Here is a 21,664-nt window from a genome sequence, read left to right on the forward strand (position 1 = left end):
GTCAGCCGATGACGCCCGTGTGCTCGAGCACGATGTTCACGCCGATCAGGATGAGGACCACACCGCCGGCGATCTCGGCGGGCTTGCCGAACCGGGCTCCGACACGGCGCCCGACGACCACGCCAGCGAAGGACAGCACCGCCGTCGTCACACCGATGAGCAGCACCGCGCCGCCGATCGACACCGGCAGGAACGCCAACGTGACGCCGACGGCCAGGGCGTCGATGCTCGTCGCGATCGCCAGGACCAGGAGCTCACGGATCGGCAGGCGGTCGGTGTCCTGCTCGGTGTCCTCGTGCTTCGAGAACGCCTCCCACAGCATCTTGCCGCCGATCAGCGCGAGCAGTCCGAACGCGACCCAGTGGTCGAAGGCCGCGATGTACTGCGCGAACGCCGAACCGAGCAACCATCCGAGCAGGGGCATGAGCGCCTGGAACGCACCGAACGTCAGCGCGATGACGAGGGCGTGCCGCACGTCGAAACGCTTCATGTGCAGGCCCTTGCCGAGGGCGACGGCGAAGGCGTCTGCGGAGACGCCGAGCGCGATGAGGAAGAGGGCCCAGAACGACATGGGGCGGCGCCTTTCGAGACGGTCGGACGGAGACGCCGACGTCTCAGGACCTGATGATCCTGGCACGGTACCCAGCACGAAAAGGCCTGATCAGCGGTATTCGTCGCGCCGAATCCGGGGGTTGGTGCGCCCGCCCCGGACCCCCGTGGTCGCCTGGAAGCGCGGGAGGATCCACGACACCCCGCGTGCGGTCCGCCGAGGTTCCACGACACACCGCGTGCGACCCGCCCAGGTTCCGATCGGGGCGCTGCACGCGCGCGAGGTTCCGAGATCTCGGAACCTCGCGCGGCGGGGTGGGCGCGACCGCGGACGGACGGGAGGCCCGTGGCGGGCCCGCCACGGGCCTCCCGTCCGCTCTGGGCGCGTCAGCGGCCGGCTGCTGCGTGGGCGGCGACCTGGGTGGCCGACAGTTCCGTCCCGTAGACGGCCGCGTACCGCATGGACCCGGTGAAGTAGGGGTTCGCGGGGGAGCCCGGCCACCCGCTGACGGTGTCGTACCCGATGCGGAAGTAGCCGGTGAAGTTCTCGGGGGCCTTGAACGCAGCGTTCGAGGCGACCAGCGTGCCGTCGACGTAGAGACGCATGCCGTTCGTCGGCGACATCGTCGTCACGGCGTGGTGCCACGTGCCGTCCGTGTACGCCTTGGGCGACGTGACGACCTGGGTCGTCCCGCTGTAGGTGCCGAACGCGAGCTGTCCACTGGTGTTGAGGTAGAGCTTCCGGTCGTGCTGGCCGGATCCACCGGTCTGGCTGCTGCCGAAGCCGATGAGCTGCCCGCCGGCGACCGTCGTCCTGAACCAGACCTCTTCGCTGAAGGTGGTCGGGTTGGCGTACGAGCGCGAGGCGGTGACGTAGCTGGTCGAGCCGTTCAGCACGTAGGCGCTGCCGGTGTCGCGCGGGCAGGCGATCGGGTCGGGGGTGGCCGCCGTCATCGAGCCCTGGTAGGTGCCGTTCACACCGCGACCGGACCAGTCCGTGGCGGTCCTGGCGTTCGACGACTCGGTGAGCCGGTACGCGAACAGGGCGTTCGCCGTGTCCGCTCCGACGGCTCCCGTGCAGGTGAAGTACGGGGCGGTCGCGGCCGTGTTCGTGTCGTTCCGCACAGTGGCGCTGTAGGCCGAGCGCGTCGGCGCGAACTGGTTCAGCAGGACGACGACGGCCAGGGCGACCGCGAGCAGGAGGGCGACGACGCGGCCGTCGCGCAGGTGCCGGAGAATCACGAGGGACGCACCGCCTCGACGCGGCCGACCGCCAGGCAGGCCACGAGCGGGACCAGGCACAGGGCGATGAGCGCCACCCACCCGAGCGGGTCGAGATCGATGTTCGACGTCAGCTGGTAGTGCCCGTTGCGGGTCAGCTCGTGGATGACGACGCGGCCGACCTCGCCGTCGACCAGGTGCACGGTGTTGCCGCCGTGGGCGTCGACGCGGACCGGGAAGATGCCGGACGAGATGACGGTGGCCTCGACTCCCGTCGGGCTCGAGGTGTTCGTGATGGTCGTCACGTTGACGAACGGCTTGAGGACGAACGCGGCGTACGAGACCGTCAGCGCGGAGCCGGCGATCCGGAGGCAGGTACGGGTCACCCGGTCCGTGAAGGCGCTGGTCAGGGTGAGGATCAGGAGCGTGCCGATGAGCAGGATCGGAGCGGCGCGGAACAGCCAGCCGAGGTGCGGGACCAGGAGCGCCGGGGTACCGATCACGTCGGCCTGCGAGAGCGTCCACGGGTCGACGGCGCCGTTCACGTCGCCGCGCGTGTGCAGACCGCCGTCGGCGTCGATCGCGACGATGCGGTGCGTGTAGACGACGTCCGGGTTGGCGGAGGTCTCGAACGAGACGATCTCGCCGACGTGCAGGGTGGTGACGTCGACCGGCAGGTCGAGCACCAGGGTGCCGACCGGGGCGGCCTCACCCATCGAGGGGGTCTCGACGACGAACCAGCGGCCGCCGGCGGACAGGAACAGGATCGCCGCAGTGAGCAGCAGAGCGGCGACCAGGGCGAGCAACCAGGCGAGGACGGACTCGGAGCGGGTGACCGCACGACCCCGGAGGACCGGACGGTCGAGCGTGCCGCTGAGCGGGATCGCTGCGGTCTGGCTCATGTCGTGCTCCTGCGGCTCGGTGGGGTGCGGCTCAGCGCCTGCTGCGCTCGGTGGGACGGGGGTGGCGACGCTCGGCCGGAGGGGGGTCGGTCGAGCGTCGCCGGTCTGGGGTCACGGGACGTCCCGGGACGGCTTGGGGGGTGCCGGCCCGGAGCGGGATCAGGCCGTGAACGTCCAGGTCATGGGGACCGAGGCCGCGAGGCCCTGGTAGGTGTTGCCGGCCGACGAGTCGAGGGTCACCGCGAAGTTGAACGGGACGCTGGCACCGGCGACCGGGGCCTGCGGCATCGTGAAGGCCGACGCTGCGGCGCCCTTGAAGCTGGCGAGCGTGCCGCTGAAGACGGTGGTCGAGCCGGAGGTGATGACCAGGTTCATCTTGGCGCAGAGGTCGGTCGCGGTGCCGTTGGCCGAGCCGTTCGCCGACTGGGTGCAGGTGGCGCCGGGGTTCAGCGTGAAGGTGCTGGCGGCCGCGGTCCCGGTGTTCTTGATGGAGATCGCGGTGTTCACCGTGTTGCCCGGCGTCATCGTGGTGCTGCCGCCGAACTTGTTGATCGTCGAGCAGGTCGCGGAGTTCGTCGAGACCGAACCACCGTCGGTGCTGAGGCAGGTGACGGTCGCGCCGGCGTTCTGCTCCTGCATGATCAGCGTGCCGCTGCCGGCGGTGTTGCTGCTGTTCGTGATGCTCGCCGCGAACCCGGACAGGGTACCGGTGAGCGAGAGGGAGAGGAGCACCGCGGCGAAGATGCCGGCCAGCAGGGCCACGGGTGCGAAGCGGATCCGCTTCAGTGCGGAGGTGCGGAGCTTGGTGGACACGGTGTACCTCATCGGTTCGGTGGTTCTCGGTGACTGGGGAAGCAAGGCATTCGGGCTGTTTTGCTTCAATCATTAAGATAGTCATTGGTTGACCAAGTTAGCCACTCGCACACCTACCCCAGTGCGGGGGACGCTCGTGTCCCCCTGGTTCCGGACATGGAAGGATTCCCCCGTGACACCCGCCGCACCCGATGACGACGCCGCCGACCTGATGGCCGCGTTCACCGCTGTCGTGCGCGCGAACGCGAGCCTGGTGAACCAGCTCAGCGCCCGCGCCGGGGTACACGAGAACGCCCTCCGGGCGCTCGTGCTCATCAGCGACACCGGGTACTCCACGCCGACGGAGGTCGCCGGCTACCTCGGCCTGACCTCGGGCGCGGTGACGAACATGATCGACCGGATGAGCACCGCCGGACTCCTCGAGCGCGCGCCGAACCCGAACGACCGGCGTGGATCGCTGCTGCGGCTGCTGCCGGCCGGCGACGACGTCGTCGCGGACTACCGGCAGCGCTACGCCGCCATGCTCCGAGCGGTCGACGGCACGCACGGTGGGGAGCTGCACGAGGTGCTCAACGACCTGGCGACGAGTCTGTACGAGCAGGCTGCGGTGGCGGGGGAGTAGGGCGCCGAGCTCGCGTGCTCTGGCGCTCGGGTGCCCGTCAGACCGGCTGCAGCGCCTGCTGCTCGCCGGTGGGCAGCTCGACCCGGATGCGGTCACCCGTGCGGACGACACCGCCGGTCACGACGACGCTCATCACGCCGCCCTTGCGCACCAGCGCACCGTCCTCGTCCCGCCCGAGCACCTCGCGCAACAGCCCCGGTTCGAACCCGTTGATCTGCTGGCACGGGTTGCGCAGGCCCGTCACACGGACGCACGCCTCGTCGCCGAGGTGCAGCAGCGTCCCGGTGGGCAGGCCGAGCAGGTCGACCCCGCGGGTCGTGACGTTCTCGCCCATCTGGCCGGGCTCGACGCGGAACCCGGCCTCGGCGACCTCGTCGAAGACCTCGGCGTGGAGCAGGTGGACCTGACGCAGGTTCGGCTGGGAGGGGTCACGCGCGACGCGAGACCGGTGCTGGACGGTCGTCCCGGCATGCGCATCGCCCTCGATGCCCCACCCCTCGACCAGGGTGACCTCGTCGACCACGGGCTTGCTGAACCGATGGACGTCGTCCCGGCTCACGGCGATCACGCGCGGCTGCTCGTCACGGTTGTCGGTCATGGTCCGATTCTGGCGCAGGTCCGGGACCGGCGCATCGGTGATGCTGGGTCGTTCGTTCGGATGCCCGCGCTCAGCTGGCCGGCACCACGTCCCAGTGCTCACGGATCTTCCCGCCGTCGACACGGAAGAGGTCGGCGGCGAGGATCGGGTCACCCGACTTCGCGTCGACGCGCTGCGAGAACGTCCAGACGATGTCGCCGTCGGACAGGGAGATGACCGACTGCTGCGCCGGGAACTGCGCGCCACCCGCGAACAGTTGCTTCAGCGCGGCCGTGCCGTTCGGCGCCACCGGGTTGTGCTGCAGGTAGGCCGGGTCGAAGTCGCGGTCGAGCACCGACACGTCGTGGTCACGGAACAGGCTGTCGTAGGCCCTGACCGCGAGGACGCGGTTGCGCTCTTCCTGCCGTTCCGTCGGCGCCTTCGTCCGGTGTGCGGGGCGGTACAGATCGCTGAACATCGTGTTCGTGTTGCCGCTGGCCGGCTTCCCCGTGGCGATCTGCTGATCCAGGGACCAGTGCTCGACGACGCGGCCGTTCGCGAGACGGAACAGGTCGACCGCGGCCTCACCCCGTCGTTCGTCCTTCGGGTCCGGCGCGATCTGCCAGTGCACGGCGACCAGGTCACCGTCGGCTGCCAGGTGCTTGATGACGGCGTGGGCGCCGGGCACACGGGCACGGTCGGCCGCGAACTGGGCGAGGATCCCGCTCGGCCCGGTGCTTGCTCCGGCTGCGTGCGTCACCGCGTCCGGGGCTACGTCCTTCGCCGCGAGCCGCTTCGCGGAGCGGCTGTCGGGAGCCGAGAAGGTGCCGGTCAGGAGGCGGTGGATGCGGCAGGCGTTCCGGTGTTCGGTGGCCGTGTCGTGGCGGCTGGCGGTCGTCCCGCCGTTCGCGATCGAGGCATTGGTGGACGTCGAGGTCGTGGCGGAGGTGGCGGGAGCGTCGGTCGACGCGGAGGCTGATCCGGAGACGTGCAGTCCGGCGAAGAGGGCAGTACCCGCGAGCACGGCGAGGCCGCGTGCGAGGAAGGTCGTTCGGAGGTTCGTCACGAGCACCACGATGCAAGCGCAGCCTGGAACGCAGCGCCAACTTTCCGAGTGATCCGCTCAGGTTGGTGACGTGACAACTACTCGTGATCCTGGGAGCCCGTGCGCTGCGCCGCCGACAAGACGGCTCACCCCGGAATCGTGTCGGACCTGATGACACGCGTTCGCCCGCCGTCCACGGCCAGCGCCTGGTCGTCGTCGAGCGGGACCAAGGCGTAGGAGTCGCGGTACGTGTCGAGGGTCTCCTGGATGAGTTCCGGCGGGTACGGCGGCAGGAGGCCGTCCGCGTGCGGGACCACCGTCTGGTCGACCAACGCGAGGCCGGTGTGGTCGGTGAGAGCAGGCCCGTCAGCAGGATCGTCCATCAAGGATGCTGGGGTCACGTCCGGTCCGGCCACGATCGAGCCGGCGCTCGCGCCGATGTACGGCAGACCAGCCCGGACGTGCTCCACCAACACCTCGTCGTTCCCGCTCACCCGCAGAGCCTCGAGGAGCGCGAAGGTGCTTCCGCTGGCGACGTACACGGCGTCGACACCCGCGAGGATCTGGTCGAACCGGTGGTTCTCGGTTCCGCGCACGGTGACCGGGACGACCTCGCCAGCGAGCGCTGCGATGGCCGCGCGTTCCGCTTCGACGAACGGGGCGCCCGTGAATGCCTGCTGCGCGTCATCGACGTAGGCGATCCGGAACCGGTCGAGCGCTGGATCTGCGCCGTCCGGCTCGGTCAGGAAGGGCAGGATCGCCCCGGTGTTGCGGGAGAGCAGGAGGATCTTCACGCTGCGTGACTGTAGAGGGCCCCGCCGACACGATCGGTCATGCAGCAGTGAGGACGCGGTGCGGTAGCCACCCTTCACGACCGTCGGCGTTCCGACACCAGGACCAGCCGCTTTCAGGATCGTCCGCCACGAGGTCGACGATCTCACCGGAACTCGCGGGAAGCTCGGTGGTGTCGTACCCGACGCGGACGGTACCTGCCGAACCGTCGATGTCGAGGTGGCGCGCGGGAACCCATCCCGTTCCGTGTTCGGTCGTCACGAACACGAAAGCGGGCCACTCAGTGTCGCGAGCTCCGACCTGGACGACGTCGCCCGGCCTGATCGTCAACGGCGCGCGTTCTGGGACCTCGTGATCAGCAGTCACCAGGCGAAGGGCTCGCCGGCCTGCGATCCGCCGCGTGAGCTTCCGCACGAAGACGAGCTCAAGCGCCACCATGATGGCCAGGCCGAAGAGTGCGAACGCGATGCGCGCCGGACTGAAGCCCCCACTGAGCACGATCACTGGCAGTCCGATCAGCAGGACGGCCCCTGCAACGACGTTCCACCACGATTCGACGAGCCCGGCGGGAGCACGGTTCGTCAACTCCGGGCGGTCCGTCGGATCGGTGCGGTCCCACCAAGACGACATGCTCGGACGTTACCCGGTGTCCGTGGACAACCGGCGGCCATCGGAAACGGTTCCGACCTGTGCGATCCTTCGGATGTGCACTACCGGCTGATGAACGAGTACAGCGTCGATTGGCCGCTGTGGGACGAAGACGGGCCGTGCGCCGAGGGCACACCGTCCTTCTCGCCGCGACTCACGAGCGAGATCCTTGCCTGGGCCCGCGACTTCACCGAGAACTACGGTATCGAAACGGGCTGGCCGACCGAGGCCGCCGCCCGCTTCCACGAACGCCAAGGACGTCGTCTCCTCCTCCTCGTGGAACGAGAGCTGCCGGAAGAGCACGACGTCGTACTCGGGTACTGGGAGACCAACAAGCGCAAGGGCCTGTAGCTCCGACGCGTTCGGTTGGGGGATCGCCGAGCGGTCGCATCACGGGACCAGGTGCTGCACGATCGAACTGTCCGCTCCGTTGAGTCGGACTTCTGCCAGGGCGCCGTTCACCAGTGGCATCTGCGGAGGCTGGTGCCCGGTGTCGAAGTCGAGGAGTACCGGCACGTCGAGGTCGCCCAGCGCGTGTCGCACGGCGTCTTCCTGGCTCAGTTCAGGCGATGCGGTGCCGTCGGTACGCCCGATCAGGATGCCGTTCGCGTCATCGAACCAGCCCGCGAGACGCAGTGAGGCAAGCATCCGAAGGACGGTGATCGCGTTGGACTCCGCCGCTTCGAGGTAGACGATCGTGCCCTCCGGGGCGTACTTCCGCGCGAATGCAGGCACGTCACCGTAGGGCGTTCCGGCGAGCAACGACACTGTTTCGAGGCAGCCACCGATCAGACGGCCGCGCATCCTCAGGTCATCCGTTCCGTCGAGGGGCCGCCACCTCGTGGGGGCGTCGTAGGCCCGATCGCGGTCCAACGGCTCGTCCGCCCACGCTCCCCACGGACGGCTGCGTCGGCGAGGTGCGCTGTACTGCTCGAAGGTGCTGTTCGGCGGGAGCCCCGCGACGGCGGTCCACCGCGCGAACTCGGTGGGCAGCTCGTACGGCTCATCCATGAGGTTCGCGCCGTGGAGCGTTGCGAGCCCGGTCCGCGTGGTCAGGGGCAACAGCAACGTCGAGATGTCCGACCACCCCACGAACCACGGGCGAGCTTCGGCGAGGACGTTCCAGTCGATCCCCTCGACCAACTCGATGGCGAGCTCCCCGCCCCATGGTGGAAGGACGACGTCAGCTTCCTCGAACGCAGCGTGCAGGTCTTCCGCTCGCGCAGCAGCCGGCGCCGGGGTCAGACCACCCGTCACCGCGTGCGGGCGCAGTCGAACGTCGAAACCGAGGGTCGTGAGCGCATCGACCGCAGCCTGCAACCGCTCGAGGAGATGCGCGGGGATGCCCATCGACGGTGCCGGAACCTCGATGCGTCCCCCTGCGCGGAGCGGCGCTGGGTAGGTGATGCTCGCCATGGTTCGACCGTAACGGCCTCCTGATCATGTCCCGAAGCGACGGTGCACCGGTTCCGCAATCTCGGCCACTCACCGGGGTAACCAGGAGATGTCGATGCATCTGCCCGGTAGCCGATCGTCCATCGAGACGGGGCATCGACTGTCGTCTGTCGTGTCCGGGCGAGGGGTCACATTGTCGAGTGGGTGTCGCTCACGGCGATGGTTTCGCGGTATGCCGCGATCTTCCGTTCCAGTGCCGCGAGGTGTCGCCACACCTCGGCTTGCCGGGCGAGGACGGCCTCGTGGTGCTGCTCGAGGAGCGCGAGCCGTGCGACGTCGTCAGCGCCGGCCCGGTACGCGGCCGCGTACTCGCGCATCTCCTGCATGCTCATCCCGGTGCCGCGGAGCATCACCGTCCCGGCCAGCCAGCTCAGCGCCGCCGTGTCGTACCGCCGCCACCCATCCGGACCGCGCTCCGCCGCCGGTGCGATCCCTTCCTTCTCGTAGTACCGGATCGTGTCGACCGTGATGCCGAGTAGGTCCGCGGCGGCGCTGATCGTGACCGGCTCGTTGACGTGGACCTCGGGAAGCAGCATGAGGTCGAGTCTTCCACTTGACATGGTGTGCACACCAGGGTGGAGGGTCGACGGCGTCCGGGTGCTCCCGGCGACGAACGGAGAACACGCATGCAGCAGATCCCTCTCGGCTCCCAGGGCCTCGTCACGTCCGCGCTCGGCCTCGGGTGCATGGGTATGAGTGCCTACTACGGCGGCGCGACCGAAGCGGGCTCCGTGGACACCATCCGACGGGCCCTCGACCTCGGGGTCACCCTGTTCGACACCGCGGAGGCGTACGGGCCGTTCGAGAACGAGAAGCTCCTCGGACGCGTGCTCGGCGGGGATCGGGACCGTGTGGTCGTCGCATCGAAGTTCGCCACCGACTTCACCGACGACGGCACCCCGATCGGACTCGACGGGTCCCCAGAACATGCGCGTCGAGCGATCGACAGGTCCCTCCGTCACCTCGGCACCGACCATGTCGACCTCTGGTACCTGCACCGAGCCGACCCGAACGTGCCGATCGAGGACACGGTCGGCGCGATGGCTGAAGCGGTCACCGCTGGTAAGGCCCGCTACATCGGCGTCTCCGAGACCTCATCCGAGACCCTGCGCCGTGCACACGCGACATTCCCGATCACTGCGATCCAGTCCGAGTACAGCCTGTTCGAGCGCGACACCGAACACAATGGTGTCCTCGACACCGCCGCGGAGCTCGGGATCGGGTTCGTGCCGTTCTCGCCGCTCGGACGTGGGTTCCTCTCGGGCACCGTCACTCGGAAGGACGACCTCCCCGAAGGAGATGCGCGGCGAAACCTCCCCAGGTTCTCCGACGAAGCCATCGACGCGAATCTGCGCGTCGTCGAGGCGCTGAAGGTCATCGCTGATGAGAAGGGTGTGACGACCGCGCAGCTTGCGCTGGCGTGGCTGATCCAAGCCAACACGGTCCCGATCCCGGGCACGACCAAAGCGTCACGGGTCGAGGAGAACGTCGCCGCTGCTGACGTGGTGCTCACCACGAGCGATCTCGACCGCATCGAAGCTGCTTCCCCGCACGGCGTCGCTGTCGGACCACGCAACACCGAGGCAGGAATGGCACGCGATCGGGGCTGATCCAGCCAGAGCGACCCGCAGTACCCAGGAAGTGCCGCGGGTCTCTTCTGCTGTCTGGTAGCCGATCGGTCGCCGAGCCGGGCTCCTGGGAGGATGACAGCGTGAACAGCTCTCCTTGGCCCGCTCGGAGCGCCGGCCTCCTCCTCCGCGCCCCTCGGCCCGAGGATGCAGACACGCTCGTCGCGCTTCGGAACAACCCGGTTGTAAATCGGTTCATGCTCCGCACCTCCGTCGACCCGGACGTCTACGCCCAAGAGTGGGCGAGCATCCCCGACAGCGACATCGACTACTCGTGCATCGCTGACTTGGACGGCCGGGTCGCCGGCTTGGGGTTCTTCGACGTCGTCGACGCCCTGGGGCAACCAGGGATGCCCCAAGGCACACAAGGGGTCATCGGATACATGCTGCGACCCGACCTCGCAGGACGCGGACTCGGAACGGACTTGGTCCGCGGTCTCCTGACCGCAGCGTTCGACGTGCTCCGGCTCCGACGCGTCACGGCGAGTTGCAACGCCGACAACATCGCCTCAGCCCGCGTCCTCGAGAAGAACGGCATGCGACGTGAGCAGCACGGCGTCGAGGACTCCTGGCACGCCGACCTGTGCTGGGTCGATGGCTACCAGTACGCCATGCTCGATCGCGAGCGGGCTACCACTCGAACCGTCCGGTAGCCGATCGGCTAATGAGACAGCGCCGCGATGCCTCGTCCACGTCACGTGGGCAAGATCGACAGCATGCGTTCTCTCGCCATCACCCTGTTCATCATCGGCGCGCTGCCGTTCGCGAGCGGCATCGTCTACTACCTCATCGACTACCGCCGAACAGGCAAGCTCTACCGGAAGAAGCTTCCGTGGTTCCCGATCATCATCAGCGGATGGGTGCTCGCCGCCGCCGGGGTGCTCCTCGGGATGTTCACCACATCGGGGTAGGGGTTCGAGTGATCATGGAGCCAGCGGCCTCGCATCGGGCCGGCCGGAGTCAGGCCCACGACGTTACTTCCGTCGTCCTCGTTTGAAGGCGAGGACACCGCCTACTGCCACGAGCGCCAGGACGATGACGATCCAGATGGGAAACGGGATACTTCCGCCAGGGTTCATCACAGCCAGGTAGTGAGAGGTAGGGGTGAACACGACGCTCCGATCGATCGCAACCCGCCGAGGTAAACCCTCGTCCAGCCTGCCTCGTCAGACTAGTTCTTCCGCGCGCGCCGCCGTTCGGTAGTCGATCGGCTGGCGGTACAAGTGAGCATGTGACTGACAGACTCGGTTTCGGAGGTCCGGCGATGGTCACTGAACAAGAAGTCGATGCGATGAAGCGGGGCTTCGTGGGCGGCGGTGTCATCATCGCCGCAGTTCTAAGTGTGGCGGCGTTGGTCGCAATCCTGGTGGGCGCGACATGGGCCGTTTGGTCCTTGCTCCCACTGGCAGCGATGGAGGTCGTGTTCCTCGCGCTCTGGGTCCGCCGTCGCCGCCGATCAAGCGGACCTCAGCGCGTCCGATAGCCGGTCCTTCAGTGGACGTCCGGGCGCCTGCGGGCGGCCCCGACTCCGACTGCCCTGGTCCGGGGCCGACACCGTCTCAAATAGGTAGTCCGCGTACTTTCGCAGTTCACGTACGCCATACGGACGCCTCGAGACGATTGAAGCAGGCTTGTCTGACCCGACAGCGTCGTCAGTCTGTGCTACCAGACAACGTGTCCACTTCCGTACTTCAGACACGTTGAGTGGCAGTCGGACAAGTCAGCTGGCGAACGAGAACGCGACTACTGCGGCATGTCCACGAACCGCGAGAACATCCCGTGGAACGCCACGGTGATGGTGTCCGTCGGCCCGTTGCGGTGCTTCGCCACGATCAGGTCGGCCTCACCCTGCCGCGGGTTGTCCTTCTCGTACGCCGACTCGCGGTGCAGCAGGATGACCATGTCGGCGTCCTGCTCGATCGACCCGGACTCACGCAGGTCGGAGATCGCGGGCTTCTTGTCGGCACGCTGCTCGGGGCCACGGTTCAGCTGCGACAGCGCGATGACGGGGACCTGGAGCTCCTTCGCCATCAGCTTCAGCGCACGCGAGAACTCGGAGACCTCTTGCTGGCGGCTCTCGACCTTCTTGCCCGAGGTCATCAGCTGCAGGTAGTCGATGACGACGAGCTTGAGGTTGTGCTGCTGCTTGAGTCGACGGCACTTGGCGCGGATCTCGACGAGCGTCATGTTGGGGGAGTCGTCGATGAAGAACGGGGCGTCGTTGATGCGGCCGCGGGTCTGCGCGATGGTGGTCCAGTCGCGGGAGTCGACGGTGCCCTTGCGCATGTTCTGCAGCGGCACGCTGGTCTCGGCGGACAGGAGTCGCATCGCGATCTCGGCGCGACCCATCTCGAGCGAGAAGAAGGCGGCGGTCTGGTCGTGCTTGATCGCGGCTGCGCGGCACAGGTCGAGCGCGAGGGTGGACTTACCGAGCGCCGGTCGTGCGGCGACGATGATGAGCTGCCCCGGGTGGAAGCCGTTCGTCAGGCCGTCGAGCTGCGCGAAGCCGGTCGGCACACCGGTCATCTGGCCGTCGCGCCCCTTGGCGGCCTCGATCTCGTCGAGGGCGGCCGAGATGGCGTCGGTCAGCGGCACGTAGTCCTCGGTCTGCACGCCGCCTGCGACGTTGTAGACCTCAGCCTGGGCGCTGTTGACGAGGTCGGTGACCTCTCCCTCGGACGCGTACCCCATCTGCACGATGCGCGTACCGGCGTCGACGAGGCGACGGAGGACGGCCTTCTCGGCGACGATGCCGGCGTAGTACCCGGCGTTCGCCGCGGTCGGCACCATGCTCGTGACGCTGTGCAGGTACTCGGCGCCACCGCCACGGGACAGCAGTCCGGTCTTGGTCAGCTCGTCGGTGACGGCGATGACGTCGGTGGGCTCGCCGTGCGAGTAGAGCGACAGGATCGCGTCGAAGATGACCTCGTGCTTGGGGACGTAGAAGTCCACGCCACGGGCCGTCTCAATGACGTCGGCGACGGCGTCCTTCGACAGCAGCATGCCGCCGATGGTCGACTGCTCGGCCAGCAGGTCGTGCGGCGGGGTGCGTTCCATGCCGCGCTCCGCGTACTCCTGCGGTGCGGGCTCAAGATGCGCGATCGACACACTCTCTCCTCTGTTGAACGACGCGGGACCGGACACGACGGTCCGACACCCGCAACGACTTTCTACCCCCAGCAACCGACATCCCCGAGTCGCTGGGCCAAGCTACGGCCGCAGAGTTATCCCCAACAAACGGCCCTGTGGATAACTCTGTGGACAGATTGCGGAACACGCCGGGATGCTGTGTGGACAACTGTGGATGGTCCTGTGGAAACAGACCCATGGGAACACACTTTCGACCACTTGACCTGGGGTTTTCCGGTTCACACCATGTGTGGAAAAGTGGGGTTCAAGTAGGCGTTGAAGGTTCCGATTTGACACGTTTCTGCTGTGTAAAACGACTTGACAAGTGCCCCTCCTGTGGGAAGTGTTCTCGGGCCGTTCCCAGCAAGCCGGACCGGGCCTGAGAGGTAACCAGCCAGCCAAGCCGAACCCGCCCGTACAAGCCGAGCCGGGCCTCCCGGCCGTTCTGGACGACCGTGCGTTGATGGTGAGCAGAAGATGTCGAGTGGGGGATCGGGACCCGACCTTTTCTGCTCACCAAGTGAAGCCACGCGCGCCACGCGCCCCGCACCCGCGCGCCCCGCGCCCCGCGCCGCGCACCACGCGGAGCACCCGCCAACGCAACGACGGACGGGCCTCCCGGAGGAGACCCGCCCGTCGTGGAGCGGAACGTCAGTGCTACTTGGCAGCGACGACCTTGAGCGAGATCACGGCAGTGATGTCCTCGCGCAGACGCACGGTGGCCTCGTGGTCACCGACGGTCTTGATGGTCGCGGGGACCTCGACCTTGCGCTTGTCGAGCGAGCCGACGCCCTGCGCCTGGACGGCGTCAGCGACGTCGCCCGGACGGACGGAGCCGAACAGACGGCCGTCCTTGCCGGCCTTGACCGCCAGGGAGATGGTCGCGTTCTCGAGCTTCATCTTGAGGTCCTGCGCCTCTTCGATGGTGGCGAGCTCACGCGCGGTGCGCGCGGCACGGATCGACTCGACCTGCTTCTCGCCGCCCTTGGACCACGCGACAGCGAAGCCCTGGGGGATGAGGTAGTTGCGGGCGTAGCCGTTCTTGACGTCGACGACGTCACCAGCGGAACCGAGGCCGGAGACCTCGTGGGTGAGGATGAGCTTCGACATGTGTCGACCTCCGATCAGCGGCCGGAGCCGGCGTAGGGGAGGAGCGCCATCTCACGGGCGTTCTTCACGGCACGGGCGATGAGGCGCTGCTCCTGGACGGAGACGCCGGTGATGCGACGGGCACGGATCTTTCCACGCTCCGAGATGAACTTGCGAAGGGTCGCAACGTCCTTGTAGTCGATGACGCCGACCTTGATCGACTTCGCGGGAGCGGCGTTCTTGCCGCCCTTGCCGCGAGGCTTCCGGCGGTCGCCGGTGCTCTTTCCAGCCATAGTGATTTGTCCTTAGAAGAAGAGTTGTGTGTCCGTCGGAACCCGAGGGATCAGAAGGGGGTCTCGTCGTCGAAGTTGCCGCCGGGGGTGCTCCACACGTCGTTCGACTGTGCGTTGCCGCCGCCCTGCTGGCCACCCTGCGGGGACCACGGCTCGTCGGACTGGCCACCAGCGGAGGCGTTGCCGCCACCGTTGTTGTTCCAGCCGCCGTTGCCGCCGCCCTGCTGACCGCCGCCGTTGCCGCCGCCGACCTGGCCACGACCGCCGCCGCCACCCGCTGCGCGGGTGATCTGTGCGGTCGCGTACCGGAGCGACGGGCCGATCTCGTCGACCTCGAGCTCGATGCTCGTGCGCTGCTGACCCTCACGGTCCTGGTAGGAACGCTGACGCAGACGACCCTGCGCGATGACGCGCGAGCCCTTCGTCAGTGACCCCGCCACGTGCTCGGCGAACTCCCGCCACACACTCGCGCGGAGGAACAGCGCGTCGCCGTCCTTCCACTCGTTCGCCTGACGGTCGAACGTGCGAGGCGTGGAGGCGATGGTGAAGTTCGCCACCGCGAGCCCGTTCTGCGTGTAGCGCAGCTCGGGGTCCGCGGTGAGGTTGCCCACCACCGTGATGACGGTTTCGCCGGCCACGGGTTACTCGGCGCTCGCGGTCGCGGTTGCGGACGCGTTGGCGGCCTTGCGGGCCGCACGTGCCTCGTCGCGCTGCTTCTGGGCGGCGACCTGCGCGATGCCCTCTTCGGCGCGGAGGACCTTCGTGCGGAGCACGGCCTCGGAGAGACCGAGCTGACGGTCGAGCTCCTTGGCGGCCTCGGGGGAGGACGTGAAGTCGACGACGGCGTAGATGCCCTCGGACTTCTTGGCGATCTCGTAAGCGAGCCGGCGACGGCCCCAGACGTCCACGTTGTCGACGGTGCCACCGTCGTTGCGGATGACAGCGAGGAACTTGTCCAGGCTGGGAGCGACGGTGCGCTCATCGATCTCGGGGTCGAGGATCGCCATCAGTTCGTACTGGTGCATGCGGAACCCACCTCCTCTGGTCTCAGCGGCCCCGGGCAGTTCCCGGGGCAGGAGGGTTGATGCATGTGCCACGGCACGCAGACACGCGCCGGGCAACCTGCACAGACTACCGGACGGCCTGGAGGCGCGCCACCGGTCTGTGGATCGGCTCGCGGAACCAGGTTCCGGACACCACACCGTGCATTCGCGCGGTTCCGAGTCCGGAACCTGGTTCCGTGGCTGCGGTCGCGCCTGTCAGGCGGTCGCGTCGCGCGCGGCCCACCAGTCGCGCAGGCGCGCCTCGGCTGCGTCCGCTCCGAGGGGTCCGTCGTCCATCCGCGCCTCGAGCAGGAAGCGGTAGGCCTCGCCCACAGCACGCCCCGGCGGGATGTCGAGGATCCGCATGATGTCGTCGCCGGTCAGGTCGGGCCGGATCGACTCCAGCTCCTCTTGCGCGGCGAGGACCTTGATGCGGTCCTCGAGGTCGTCGTACGCGAACGCCAGGCGGTCCGCCTTGCGACGGTTCCGCGTGGTGACGTCCGAGCGTGTGAGCTCGTGCAGCCGCTCGAGCTGCGGTCCGGCGTCGCGCACGTAGCGGCGGACGGCGGAGTCGGTCCAGGCTCCGTCGGTGTACCCGAAGAACCGCAGGTGCAGCTCGATCAGCCGGGACACGGCGGCGATCGTGTCGTTGTCGAAGCGCAGGGCGCGCAGTCGTTTCTTCGCGAGCTTCGCGCCGACCAGGTCGTGGTGGTGGAAGCTGACGGCGCCGCCGGGCTCGAGCTTGCGGGTGGCGGGCTTGCCGATGTCGTGCAGCAGCGCCGCGAGTCGCAGGACGGTGTCCGGCGGGTCGCCCGCGTGCCGCTCGGCCTCGTACCCGATGGCCTGCTCGAGCACCGTCAGGGAGTGCTCGTAGACGTCCTTGTGGTGGTGGTGCTCGTCGATCTCGAGCCGCATCTCGGGCAGCTCGGGCAGGAACCGCTCGGCGAGGCCGGTGTCCACGAGCAGCCGGATGCCGGGCACCGGGTCGCTCGTGTTCAGCAGCTTGACGAGTTCGTCGCGCACCCGCTCGGCGGACACGATGTCGATGGAGTCGACGAGCTCCTGCATGGCGGCACGGACGTCGTCGTCGACCGTGAACCCGAGCTGCGCCGTGAACCGCGCTGCCCGCATCATCCGGAGCGGGTCGTCGCGGAACGACACCACGGCGGCCTGCGGGGTGCGGAGCCGGGCGGCCAGCAGGTCCTCGACGCCGCCGTGCACGTCGACGAGCTCGCGGGCCGGCAGCCGGAGCGCCATCGCGTTGACCGTGAAGTCGCGACGGAGCAGGTCGTCCTCGATGGTGTCGCCGAACGCGACCTCGGGCTTCCGGGTCTCGCCGTCGTAGACGTCACTGCGGTAGGTGGTGATCTCGACCTGCTCGCCACCGACCCGCGCCGCGATGGTGCCGAACTGGCGGCCGACGTCCCACGTGGCGCTCGCGATCGGCTCCACGATGCGGAGGATGTCGTCCGGACGGGCGCTCGTCGTGAAGTCGAGGTCGGTGACGGGACGACCGAGGAAGGCGTCGCGGACGGGACCGCCGACCAGGGCCAGCTCGTGTCCGGCGTCGGCGAAGGCCCGAGCGAGGAGGTCGACGGGCTCGGTGGTGGCGAGTGCGTCGAGTCGTTCGACGGCCTGGGCAACGGACTGCATGACGGTCCTCATCCTCCCAGATCGACGCCCCGAGTTCTCCACAACCCCGCGCGCACGGGACCTGTTCATGGTCGCGCCTCATACACTCGTGCTCGGCCCGAACCGACCCCGTGGCCCGCTCCCGTATGCACATCCTCCGCACCACGCTCGCCGCAGCCGCGTCGACCCTCGTCGCGCTCGGCCTGGTCGTCGCGCCCGTCAGCACGGACCACGCGTCCGCCGCGACGGTCTCGTCAGCAACGACCCACCTCGCCGATCCGGCTGCCGCCGACGCCGGCAAGGCCACCATCTCGGTCGCTCCCGCGCACCGTGGGATCGTGCAGCGCGACCAGGACCTCACCCTCTCGGTGACGGTCACCAACGACACCGACACCGCACTGCCGGCAGGCACCGCGGAGTTCGACATCTTCCGCTCCGTGAGCACACGGGACGTCCTCGCCGAGTGGCTTGCAGACACCACCACGACCGGTTACCTCGGCGCCCCGATGGACTCCGTGGACATCCCGGCGGTCCCGGCGCACCGATCGGTCACCATCGACTCGGTCGAGATCGTCTCGGGCAACGTCGCACTCGGCGGGTACTCCTCGTTCGGTGCGCGGCGCATCGCGGCGGAGTACACGGCCGGTGAGACGTTCGCCGTCGCCCGCTCCGCGATCACCTGGTACCCGGACTTCGAGCAGGTGCCGGTCAGCGTCTCGGTGGCGATGCCGGTGACCGTCCCGAAGTCCACGGACGGCATCCTCAGCGCGGCCGTCCTGGCCGCCGCGACCTCGGTGGACGGCACCCTCACCCAGCAGCTCGACGCGGCCGAGGACCACAACGTCGCCGTCGCGGTCGACCCACGCATCATCGCCTCGATCCGGATCCTCGGCGAGAACGCCCCGTCCGCGGCGACCGCGTGGCTCCAGCGGCTCGAAGCCCTGCGCAACGAGACCTTCGCGCTGCCCTACGCCGACGCCGACGTCACCGGCCTGCGCCAGGCGGGGTCGGACGGCATCCTCGCCCCGATCTCGCTCGACCAGTCCGTGAAGTCCGAGAACTTCCCCGGTGCCGAGACGCCCGCACCGACGCCGACCGCCACCCCTGGGCAGACCTCCGGCCCGAGCAGCACCGCGACCCCGAGCGACGACGCCACCACCGACGCCGGCTCCGGCACGGGCTCCGGCACGGGCGAGACCACGGAGACGCTGCCCACCACGGAGCAGCTGCTGGACTTCCCCTACTCCATGGACTCCATCGCGTGGCCGGCGGACGGCACCGTGACCGCGGCTGACCTGACGGCGCTGCAGCGGGCCGACAAGAACACGACGATCGTCTCGAGCGGGAACACCTCCGCCGGCGCGAACGCCACGATCTCGGCGTCCGAGAAGATCGGCGACGACCACGTCCTCGTCTCCGACCAGTCGATGTCGTCCCTGCTGCGCGATGCCGCGACGGCACCGGACCGCCAGAGCTGGTCGTCGGCGATGTCCGAACTGACCGCGACGCTCGCCACCTCGGCGCGTGACGGCGGCACCACCGGACCGATCCTGCTCACCCTCGGTCGCGACTGGCCCTCGGACTCCACGCGCCTCAGCCAGACCCTCGACGCCCTCGAGAGCACCGCCTGGGTGGCGCCGGCCGACCTCTCCACCACGTCGAAGGCCGTCGCGGGGTCGCTCACCCTCAACAGTGCGTCCACGGGCGCCGACCGCATCGCGCAGCTCAAGCGCCTGGTGCAGGGCGAACAGGGGCTCTCCGCGTTCGCCACGATCCTCGACACCCCCACCGAACTGACGGCACCGGCACGCCTCCGGCTGCTCGCCCTCGCCTCGAACGCGTGGCGCGGCGACGACGAGGGACTCACGGCCGCGGTCGACGCCCGCACCGCGGCTTGGGCGAAGCAGACCACCGAGGTCGGGATCGTGGACTCGAGCAGCCTGACCCTGCTCGGGGACCGGTCGTCGCTACCGGTCTCGATCCGCAACAGCTCGGACTACCCGGTGACGGTGCACCTGGCCGTCCAGCCGTCGAACTCCGCACTCCGGATCGTCCGCAACGACATCGTGGTCGAGATCCAGCCGGACTCGTCCACCCGTGCCACCGTGCCCGTGCAGTCGGTCGCGAACGGCAAGGTCGAGCTGACCATGTCGCTGTCGAGCCCGACCGGCGTCGCCGTCGCGCAGCCGGCCACCGTCGAGCTCAACGTCCAGGCACAGTGGGAGACGGTCATCACCGCCGCCGCCGCGGTCGCCCTGATCGCGATCTTCGGCTTCGGTATCTTCCGCAGCATCCGGAAGCGCATCCGCCGTCGCAACGGCGAACTCGACGACGAGGACGACGACGACCCCAACCGCCCGCTCGCCGTGCAGCCGAGCGCGCCCGGTGCGTCCGCCGTCCCGGCCGCTGTCGCGGCCCCCGGAGGCGACCGTCCGCAGGACGCGACCGACCGTGCCGGAGCCGGACCGGGCCTCCCGTCCGACGCCCGTCCCAGCCGGGTCGCGGACGCCCGCGACCCCGAGGAGCCGACCATCAGCGCCACCCAGCCCCAGCCCGACGTCGACGCTGAACCGGTCGCCGAGCGCAACCTGGGGCGGGCGAGTGCGATGCTCGCGGCGGGGACGATGGTGAGCCGGATCCTCGGCTTCGCGAAGACCTTCGTGCTCGCCTACGCCATCGGGCAGAACGCGAGCCCCTCGGCGAACGCGTTCGCCGTCGCGAACCAGCTGCCGAACAACATCTACGCCCTCATCGCGGGTGGCCTGCTGTCGGCCGTGCTCATCCCGCAGATCGTCCGCGCCATGAAGAACGGCACCGACGGCGGCCAGGCGTACGTCAACAAGATCGTGACGCTCGGCGGGTCGGTCTTCATCGTCATCACCATCGTCGCGACGGCACTGGCACCGCTCCTGGTCCGCCTCTACACGACGTCCTCGGACACCCGGGGGCCCGCTGCGACCGACCTGGCCATCGCCTTCGCGTTCTGGTGCCTGCCGCAGATCCTGTTCTACGCGATGTACTCGCTGCTGGGTGAGGTCCTCAACGCCAAGCAGGTCTTCGGACCGTTCACCTGGGCTCCTCTGCTCAACAACGTCATCGCGATCGCCGGCCTCGTCGTCTTCATCGCCATGTACGGCACCAGCGGCAGCGCCCTCGACGAATGGACACCCGCGAAGATCGCGCTCCTCGCCGGCAGCGCCTCGTTCGGGGTGTTCGCCCAGGCGGCGTTCCTCCCGCTGTTCTGGCGGCGAGCAGGGCTGTCGTTCCGACCGGACTTCCGGTGGCGCGGCGTCGGCCTGAAGTCGACGGGGACCGCTGCCGGGTGGCTCTTCGCGATGATCCTGGTGACGCAGGTCGCCGGCATCGTGCAGTCGGCCGTCGCGTGGAAGGGTCAGGGCGACGGACCCGGCAACGCGGTGCTCGGCAACGCGTGGCTCATCTTCATGCTGCCGCACTCGATCATCACGGTGTCCATCGCGACGGCGTACTTCACCCGGATGAGCCACGACGCCGAACGCGGCGACCTGGCATCCGTCCGACGGAACCTCTCGCTGTCCCTGCGCATCGTCGGGCTCTTCACCGTGTTCGCGTCGGTGGCGCTGGTCGTCGTCGCGGTGCCGTTCGGCCGACTCTACGAGGGCACGTTCGAGAGCGCGCTGCAGGTCGGCGCCGTCCTGGTCGCCTACATGCCGGGCCTGGTCCTGTTCAGCATGTTGTTCATCATCCAGCGCGTGTTCTGGGCCATGCACGACCACCGGACGCCGTTCCTGATGCAGTGCATCCAGTCCGTCCTGTTCGTCATCGGGGCCCTCGCGGTGTCGACGTTCCCGACCTCCGTGATCGGCATCGGTGTGGCCGCGTGCACCACCCTCGCCGGGACCGCGCAGACGATCGTCGCCCTCGTCCTGGTGCGTCGGAAGCTCGGCAGCATCGAGGGGCCGGTCGTGACCCGCTCGCACGTGCAGTTCGTCATCGCGGCCTTGATCGCCGGTGTCGTCGGCCTGCTGGTCGTCAACTTCTTCGGCGCGTTCTCCGCGGCCGGGTTCGCCATGTCGGACCGCACCGGCGCGCTCATCACCATCGTCCTGACCGGCGCCGTCATGGTCCTCGTCTACTTCGGGGCGCTCGTCGTCGCGAAGAACGGCGAGATCAGGAACGCCGTCGGCATGGTGAAGAGCAAGCTCGGCCGCTGACCGCACGCTTCCCGGACGTCGCGGAATGCCGCG

Annotated in this window: 22 protein-coding genes; 6 read left to right on the forward strand and 16 right to left on the reverse strand. The window is 68.7% G+C overall.

Going from position 1 to position 21,664, the window contains the following annotated elements; genetic code table 11:
* Nucleotide 1: 1 nt before the first annotated feature.
* The 4 genes from ACGH48_RS18625 to ACGH48_RS18640 all read right to left on the reverse strand — a co-directional run bounded on the left by ACGH48_RS18625 (nt 2) and on the right by ACGH48_RS18640 (nt 3,485).
* Nucleotides 2–571 carry a manganese efflux pump MntP family protein gene (locus ACGH48_RS18625; protein ID WP_123311385.1) on the reverse strand — a complete coding sequence of 190 codons (570 nt, stop codon included), beginning with the start codon at nt 569–571 and terminating at the stop codon, nt 2–4.
* Nucleotides 572–936: 365 nt separating this feature from the next.
* Nucleotides 937–1,791: a LamG domain-containing protein gene (locus tag ACGH48_RS18630; RefSeq protein WP_396289697.1), complete on the reverse strand. Its 855-nt coding sequence runs from the start codon at nt 1,789–1,791 to the stop codon at nt 937–939.
* Nucleotides 1,788–2,672 carry a S26 family signal peptidase gene (locus tag ACGH48_RS18635; RefSeq protein WP_396289698.1) on the reverse strand — a complete coding sequence of 295 codons (885 nt, stop codon included), beginning with the start codon at nt 2,670–2,672 and terminating at the stop codon, nt 1,788–1,790. Before ACGH48_RS18635 ends, ACGH48_RS18630 begins: the two co-directional genes overlap by 4 nt.
* Nucleotides 2,673–2,831: 159 nt before the next feature.
* Entirely contained in the window at nt 2,832–3,485 is a 654-nt protein-coding gene (locus tag ACGH48_RS18640; RefSeq protein WP_396289700.1) for a hypothetical protein, read from the reverse strand.
* 172 nt (nt 3,486–3,657) lie between these two features.
* Here ACGH48_RS18640 and ACGH48_RS18645 point away from each other — a divergent pair, with 172 nt between their 5' ends.
* Complete coding sequence (locus ACGH48_RS18645; RefSeq protein WP_396289701.1) at nt 3,658–4,107, forward strand: MarR family winged helix-turn-helix transcriptional regulator; 450 nt, start codon at nt 3,658–3,660, stop codon at nt 4,105–4,107.
* Nucleotides 4,108–4,144: 37 nt separating this feature from the next.
* On the opposite strand, the gene ACGH48_RS18650 is transcribed toward ACGH48_RS18645, so the two are convergent.
* From ACGH48_RS18650 to ACGH48_RS18665, 4 genes are all read right to left on the reverse strand, one after another.
* Nucleotides 4,145–4,705, reverse strand: coding sequence for an MOSC domain-containing protein (locus ACGH48_RS18650; RefSeq protein ID WP_396289702.1), 561 nt, complete (start codon nt 4,703–4,705; stop codon nt 4,145–4,147).
* A 70-nt stretch (nt 4,706–4,775) separates the two neighbouring features.
* Nucleotides 4,776–5,750, reverse strand: a complete 975-nt coding sequence (locus ACGH48_RS18655; RefSeq protein WP_396289703.1) for a nuclear transport factor 2 family protein — start codon at nt 5,748–5,750, stop codon at nt 4,776–4,778.
* Between the two features lie 125 nt (nt 5,751–5,875).
* Entirely contained in the window at nt 5,876–6,523 is a 648-nt protein-coding gene (locus ACGH48_RS18660) for a Type 1 glutamine amidotransferase-like domain-containing protein (protein ID WP_396289704.1), read from the reverse strand.
* A 37-nt stretch (nt 6,524–6,560) separates the two neighbouring features.
* Nucleotides 6,561–7,151 carry an SH3 domain-containing protein gene (locus tag ACGH48_RS18665; protein WP_396289705.1) on the reverse strand — a complete coding sequence of 197 codons (591 nt, stop codon included), beginning with the start codon at nt 7,149–7,151 and terminating at the stop codon, nt 6,561–6,563.
* Nucleotides 7,152–7,241: 90 nt separating this feature from the next.
* Here ACGH48_RS18665 and ACGH48_RS18670 point away from each other — a divergent pair, with 90 nt between their 5' ends.
* Entirely contained in the window at nt 7,242–7,520 is a 279-nt protein-coding gene (locus tag ACGH48_RS18670) for a hypothetical protein (protein ID WP_148061719.1), read from the forward strand.
* Between the two features lie 39 nt (nt 7,521–7,559).
* On the opposite strand, the gene ACGH48_RS18675 is transcribed toward ACGH48_RS18670, so the two are convergent.
* Together ACGH48_RS18675 and ACGH48_RS18680 are read right to left on the reverse strand one after the other, a co-directional pair.
* Nucleotides 7,560–8,585: a S66 peptidase family protein gene (locus ACGH48_RS18675; protein WP_396289706.1), complete on the reverse strand. Its 1,026-nt coding sequence runs from the start codon at nt 8,583–8,585 to the stop codon at nt 7,560–7,562.
* 167 nt (nt 8,586–8,752) lie between these two features.
* The gene (locus tag ACGH48_RS18680; protein WP_070417508.1) at nt 8,753–9,160 is read right to left on the reverse strand and encodes a MerR family transcriptional regulator; all 408 of its coding nucleotides are present in this window, start codon (nt 9,158–9,160) and stop codon (nt 8,753–8,755) included.
* A 90-nt stretch (nt 9,161–9,250) separates the two neighbouring features.
* On the opposite strand from ACGH48_RS18680, the gene ACGH48_RS18685 reads away from it, so the two are divergent.
* From ACGH48_RS18685 to ACGH48_RS18695, 3 genes are all read left to right on the forward strand, one after another.
* Nucleotides 9,251–10,234 carry an aldo/keto reductase gene (locus ACGH48_RS18685; protein WP_340196594.1) on the forward strand — a complete coding sequence of 328 codons (984 nt, stop codon included), beginning with the start codon at nt 9,251–9,253 and terminating at the stop codon, nt 10,232–10,234.
* Between the two features lie 101 nt (nt 10,235–10,335).
* Nucleotides 10,336–10,905 (forward strand): GNAT family N-acetyltransferase, encoded by a 570-nt coding sequence (locus ACGH48_RS18690; RefSeq protein WP_396289708.1) that lies wholly within the window; start codon nt 10,336–10,338, stop codon nt 10,903–10,905.
* A 63-nt stretch (nt 10,906–10,968) separates the two neighbouring features.
* Complete coding sequence (locus tag ACGH48_RS18695) at nt 10,969–11,163, forward strand: hypothetical protein (RefSeq protein ID WP_148061717.1); 195 nt, start codon at nt 10,969–10,971, stop codon at nt 11,161–11,163.
* Nucleotides 11,164–11,995: 832 nt separating this feature from the next.
* On the opposite strand, the gene dnaB is transcribed toward ACGH48_RS18695, so the two are convergent.
* The 6 genes from dnaB to ACGH48_RS18725 all read right to left on the reverse strand — a co-directional run bounded on the left by dnaB (nt 11,996) and on the right by ACGH48_RS18725 (nt 17,459).
* Nucleotides 11,996–13,360 carry a replicative DNA helicase gene (gene dnaB / locus ACGH48_RS18700; RefSeq protein WP_111083664.1) on the reverse strand — a complete coding sequence of 455 codons (1,365 nt, stop codon included), beginning with the start codon at nt 13,358–13,360 and terminating at the stop codon, nt 11,996–11,998.
* A 678-nt stretch (nt 13,361–14,038) separates the two neighbouring features.
* A complete protein-coding gene (gene rplI, locus ACGH48_RS18705; protein WP_111083665.1) occupies nt 14,039–14,491 on the reverse strand; it encodes a 50S ribosomal protein L9 in 453 nt (150 codons plus the stop codon).
* 14 nt (nt 14,492–14,505) lie between these two features.
* A complete protein-coding gene (gene rpsR / locus ACGH48_RS18710; protein WP_017887834.1) occupies nt 14,506–14,763 on the reverse strand; it encodes a 30S ribosomal protein S18 in 258 nt (85 codons plus the stop codon).
* A 50-nt stretch (nt 14,764–14,813) separates the two neighbouring features.
* Nucleotides 14,814–15,401, reverse strand: coding sequence for a single-stranded DNA-binding protein (locus ACGH48_RS18715; protein WP_123311310.1), 588 nt, complete (start codon nt 15,399–15,401; stop codon nt 14,814–14,816).
* Nucleotides 15,402–15,404: 3 nt separating this feature from the next.
* On the reverse strand, nt 15,405–15,788 hold the full coding sequence (gene rpsF / locus ACGH48_RS18720; protein WP_111083667.1) for a 30S ribosomal protein S6: 384 nt from the start codon (nt 15,786–15,788) through the stop codon (nt 15,405–15,407).
* Between the two features lie 234 nt (nt 15,789–16,022).
* Nucleotides 16,023–17,459 (reverse strand): CCA tRNA nucleotidyltransferase, encoded by a 1,437-nt coding sequence (locus ACGH48_RS18725; protein WP_396289711.1) that lies wholly within the window; start codon nt 17,457–17,459, stop codon nt 16,023–16,025.
* Nucleotides 17,460–17,569: 110 nt separating this feature from the next.
* Between ACGH48_RS18725 and ACGH48_RS18730 the strand changes: the two genes are divergently transcribed.
* A complete protein-coding gene (locus ACGH48_RS18730) occupies nt 17,570–21,631 on the forward strand; it encodes a DUF6049 family protein (protein WP_396289712.1) in 4,062 nt (1,353 codons plus the stop codon).
* The last annotated feature ends 33 nt before the right edge of the window (nt 21,632–21,664 follow it).

Origin of the sequence: Curtobacterium pomorum (genome assembly GCF_044497295.1) — a bacterium.
Classification (GTDB): Bacteria; Actinomycetota; Actinomycetes; order Actinomycetales; family Microbacteriaceae; genus Curtobacterium.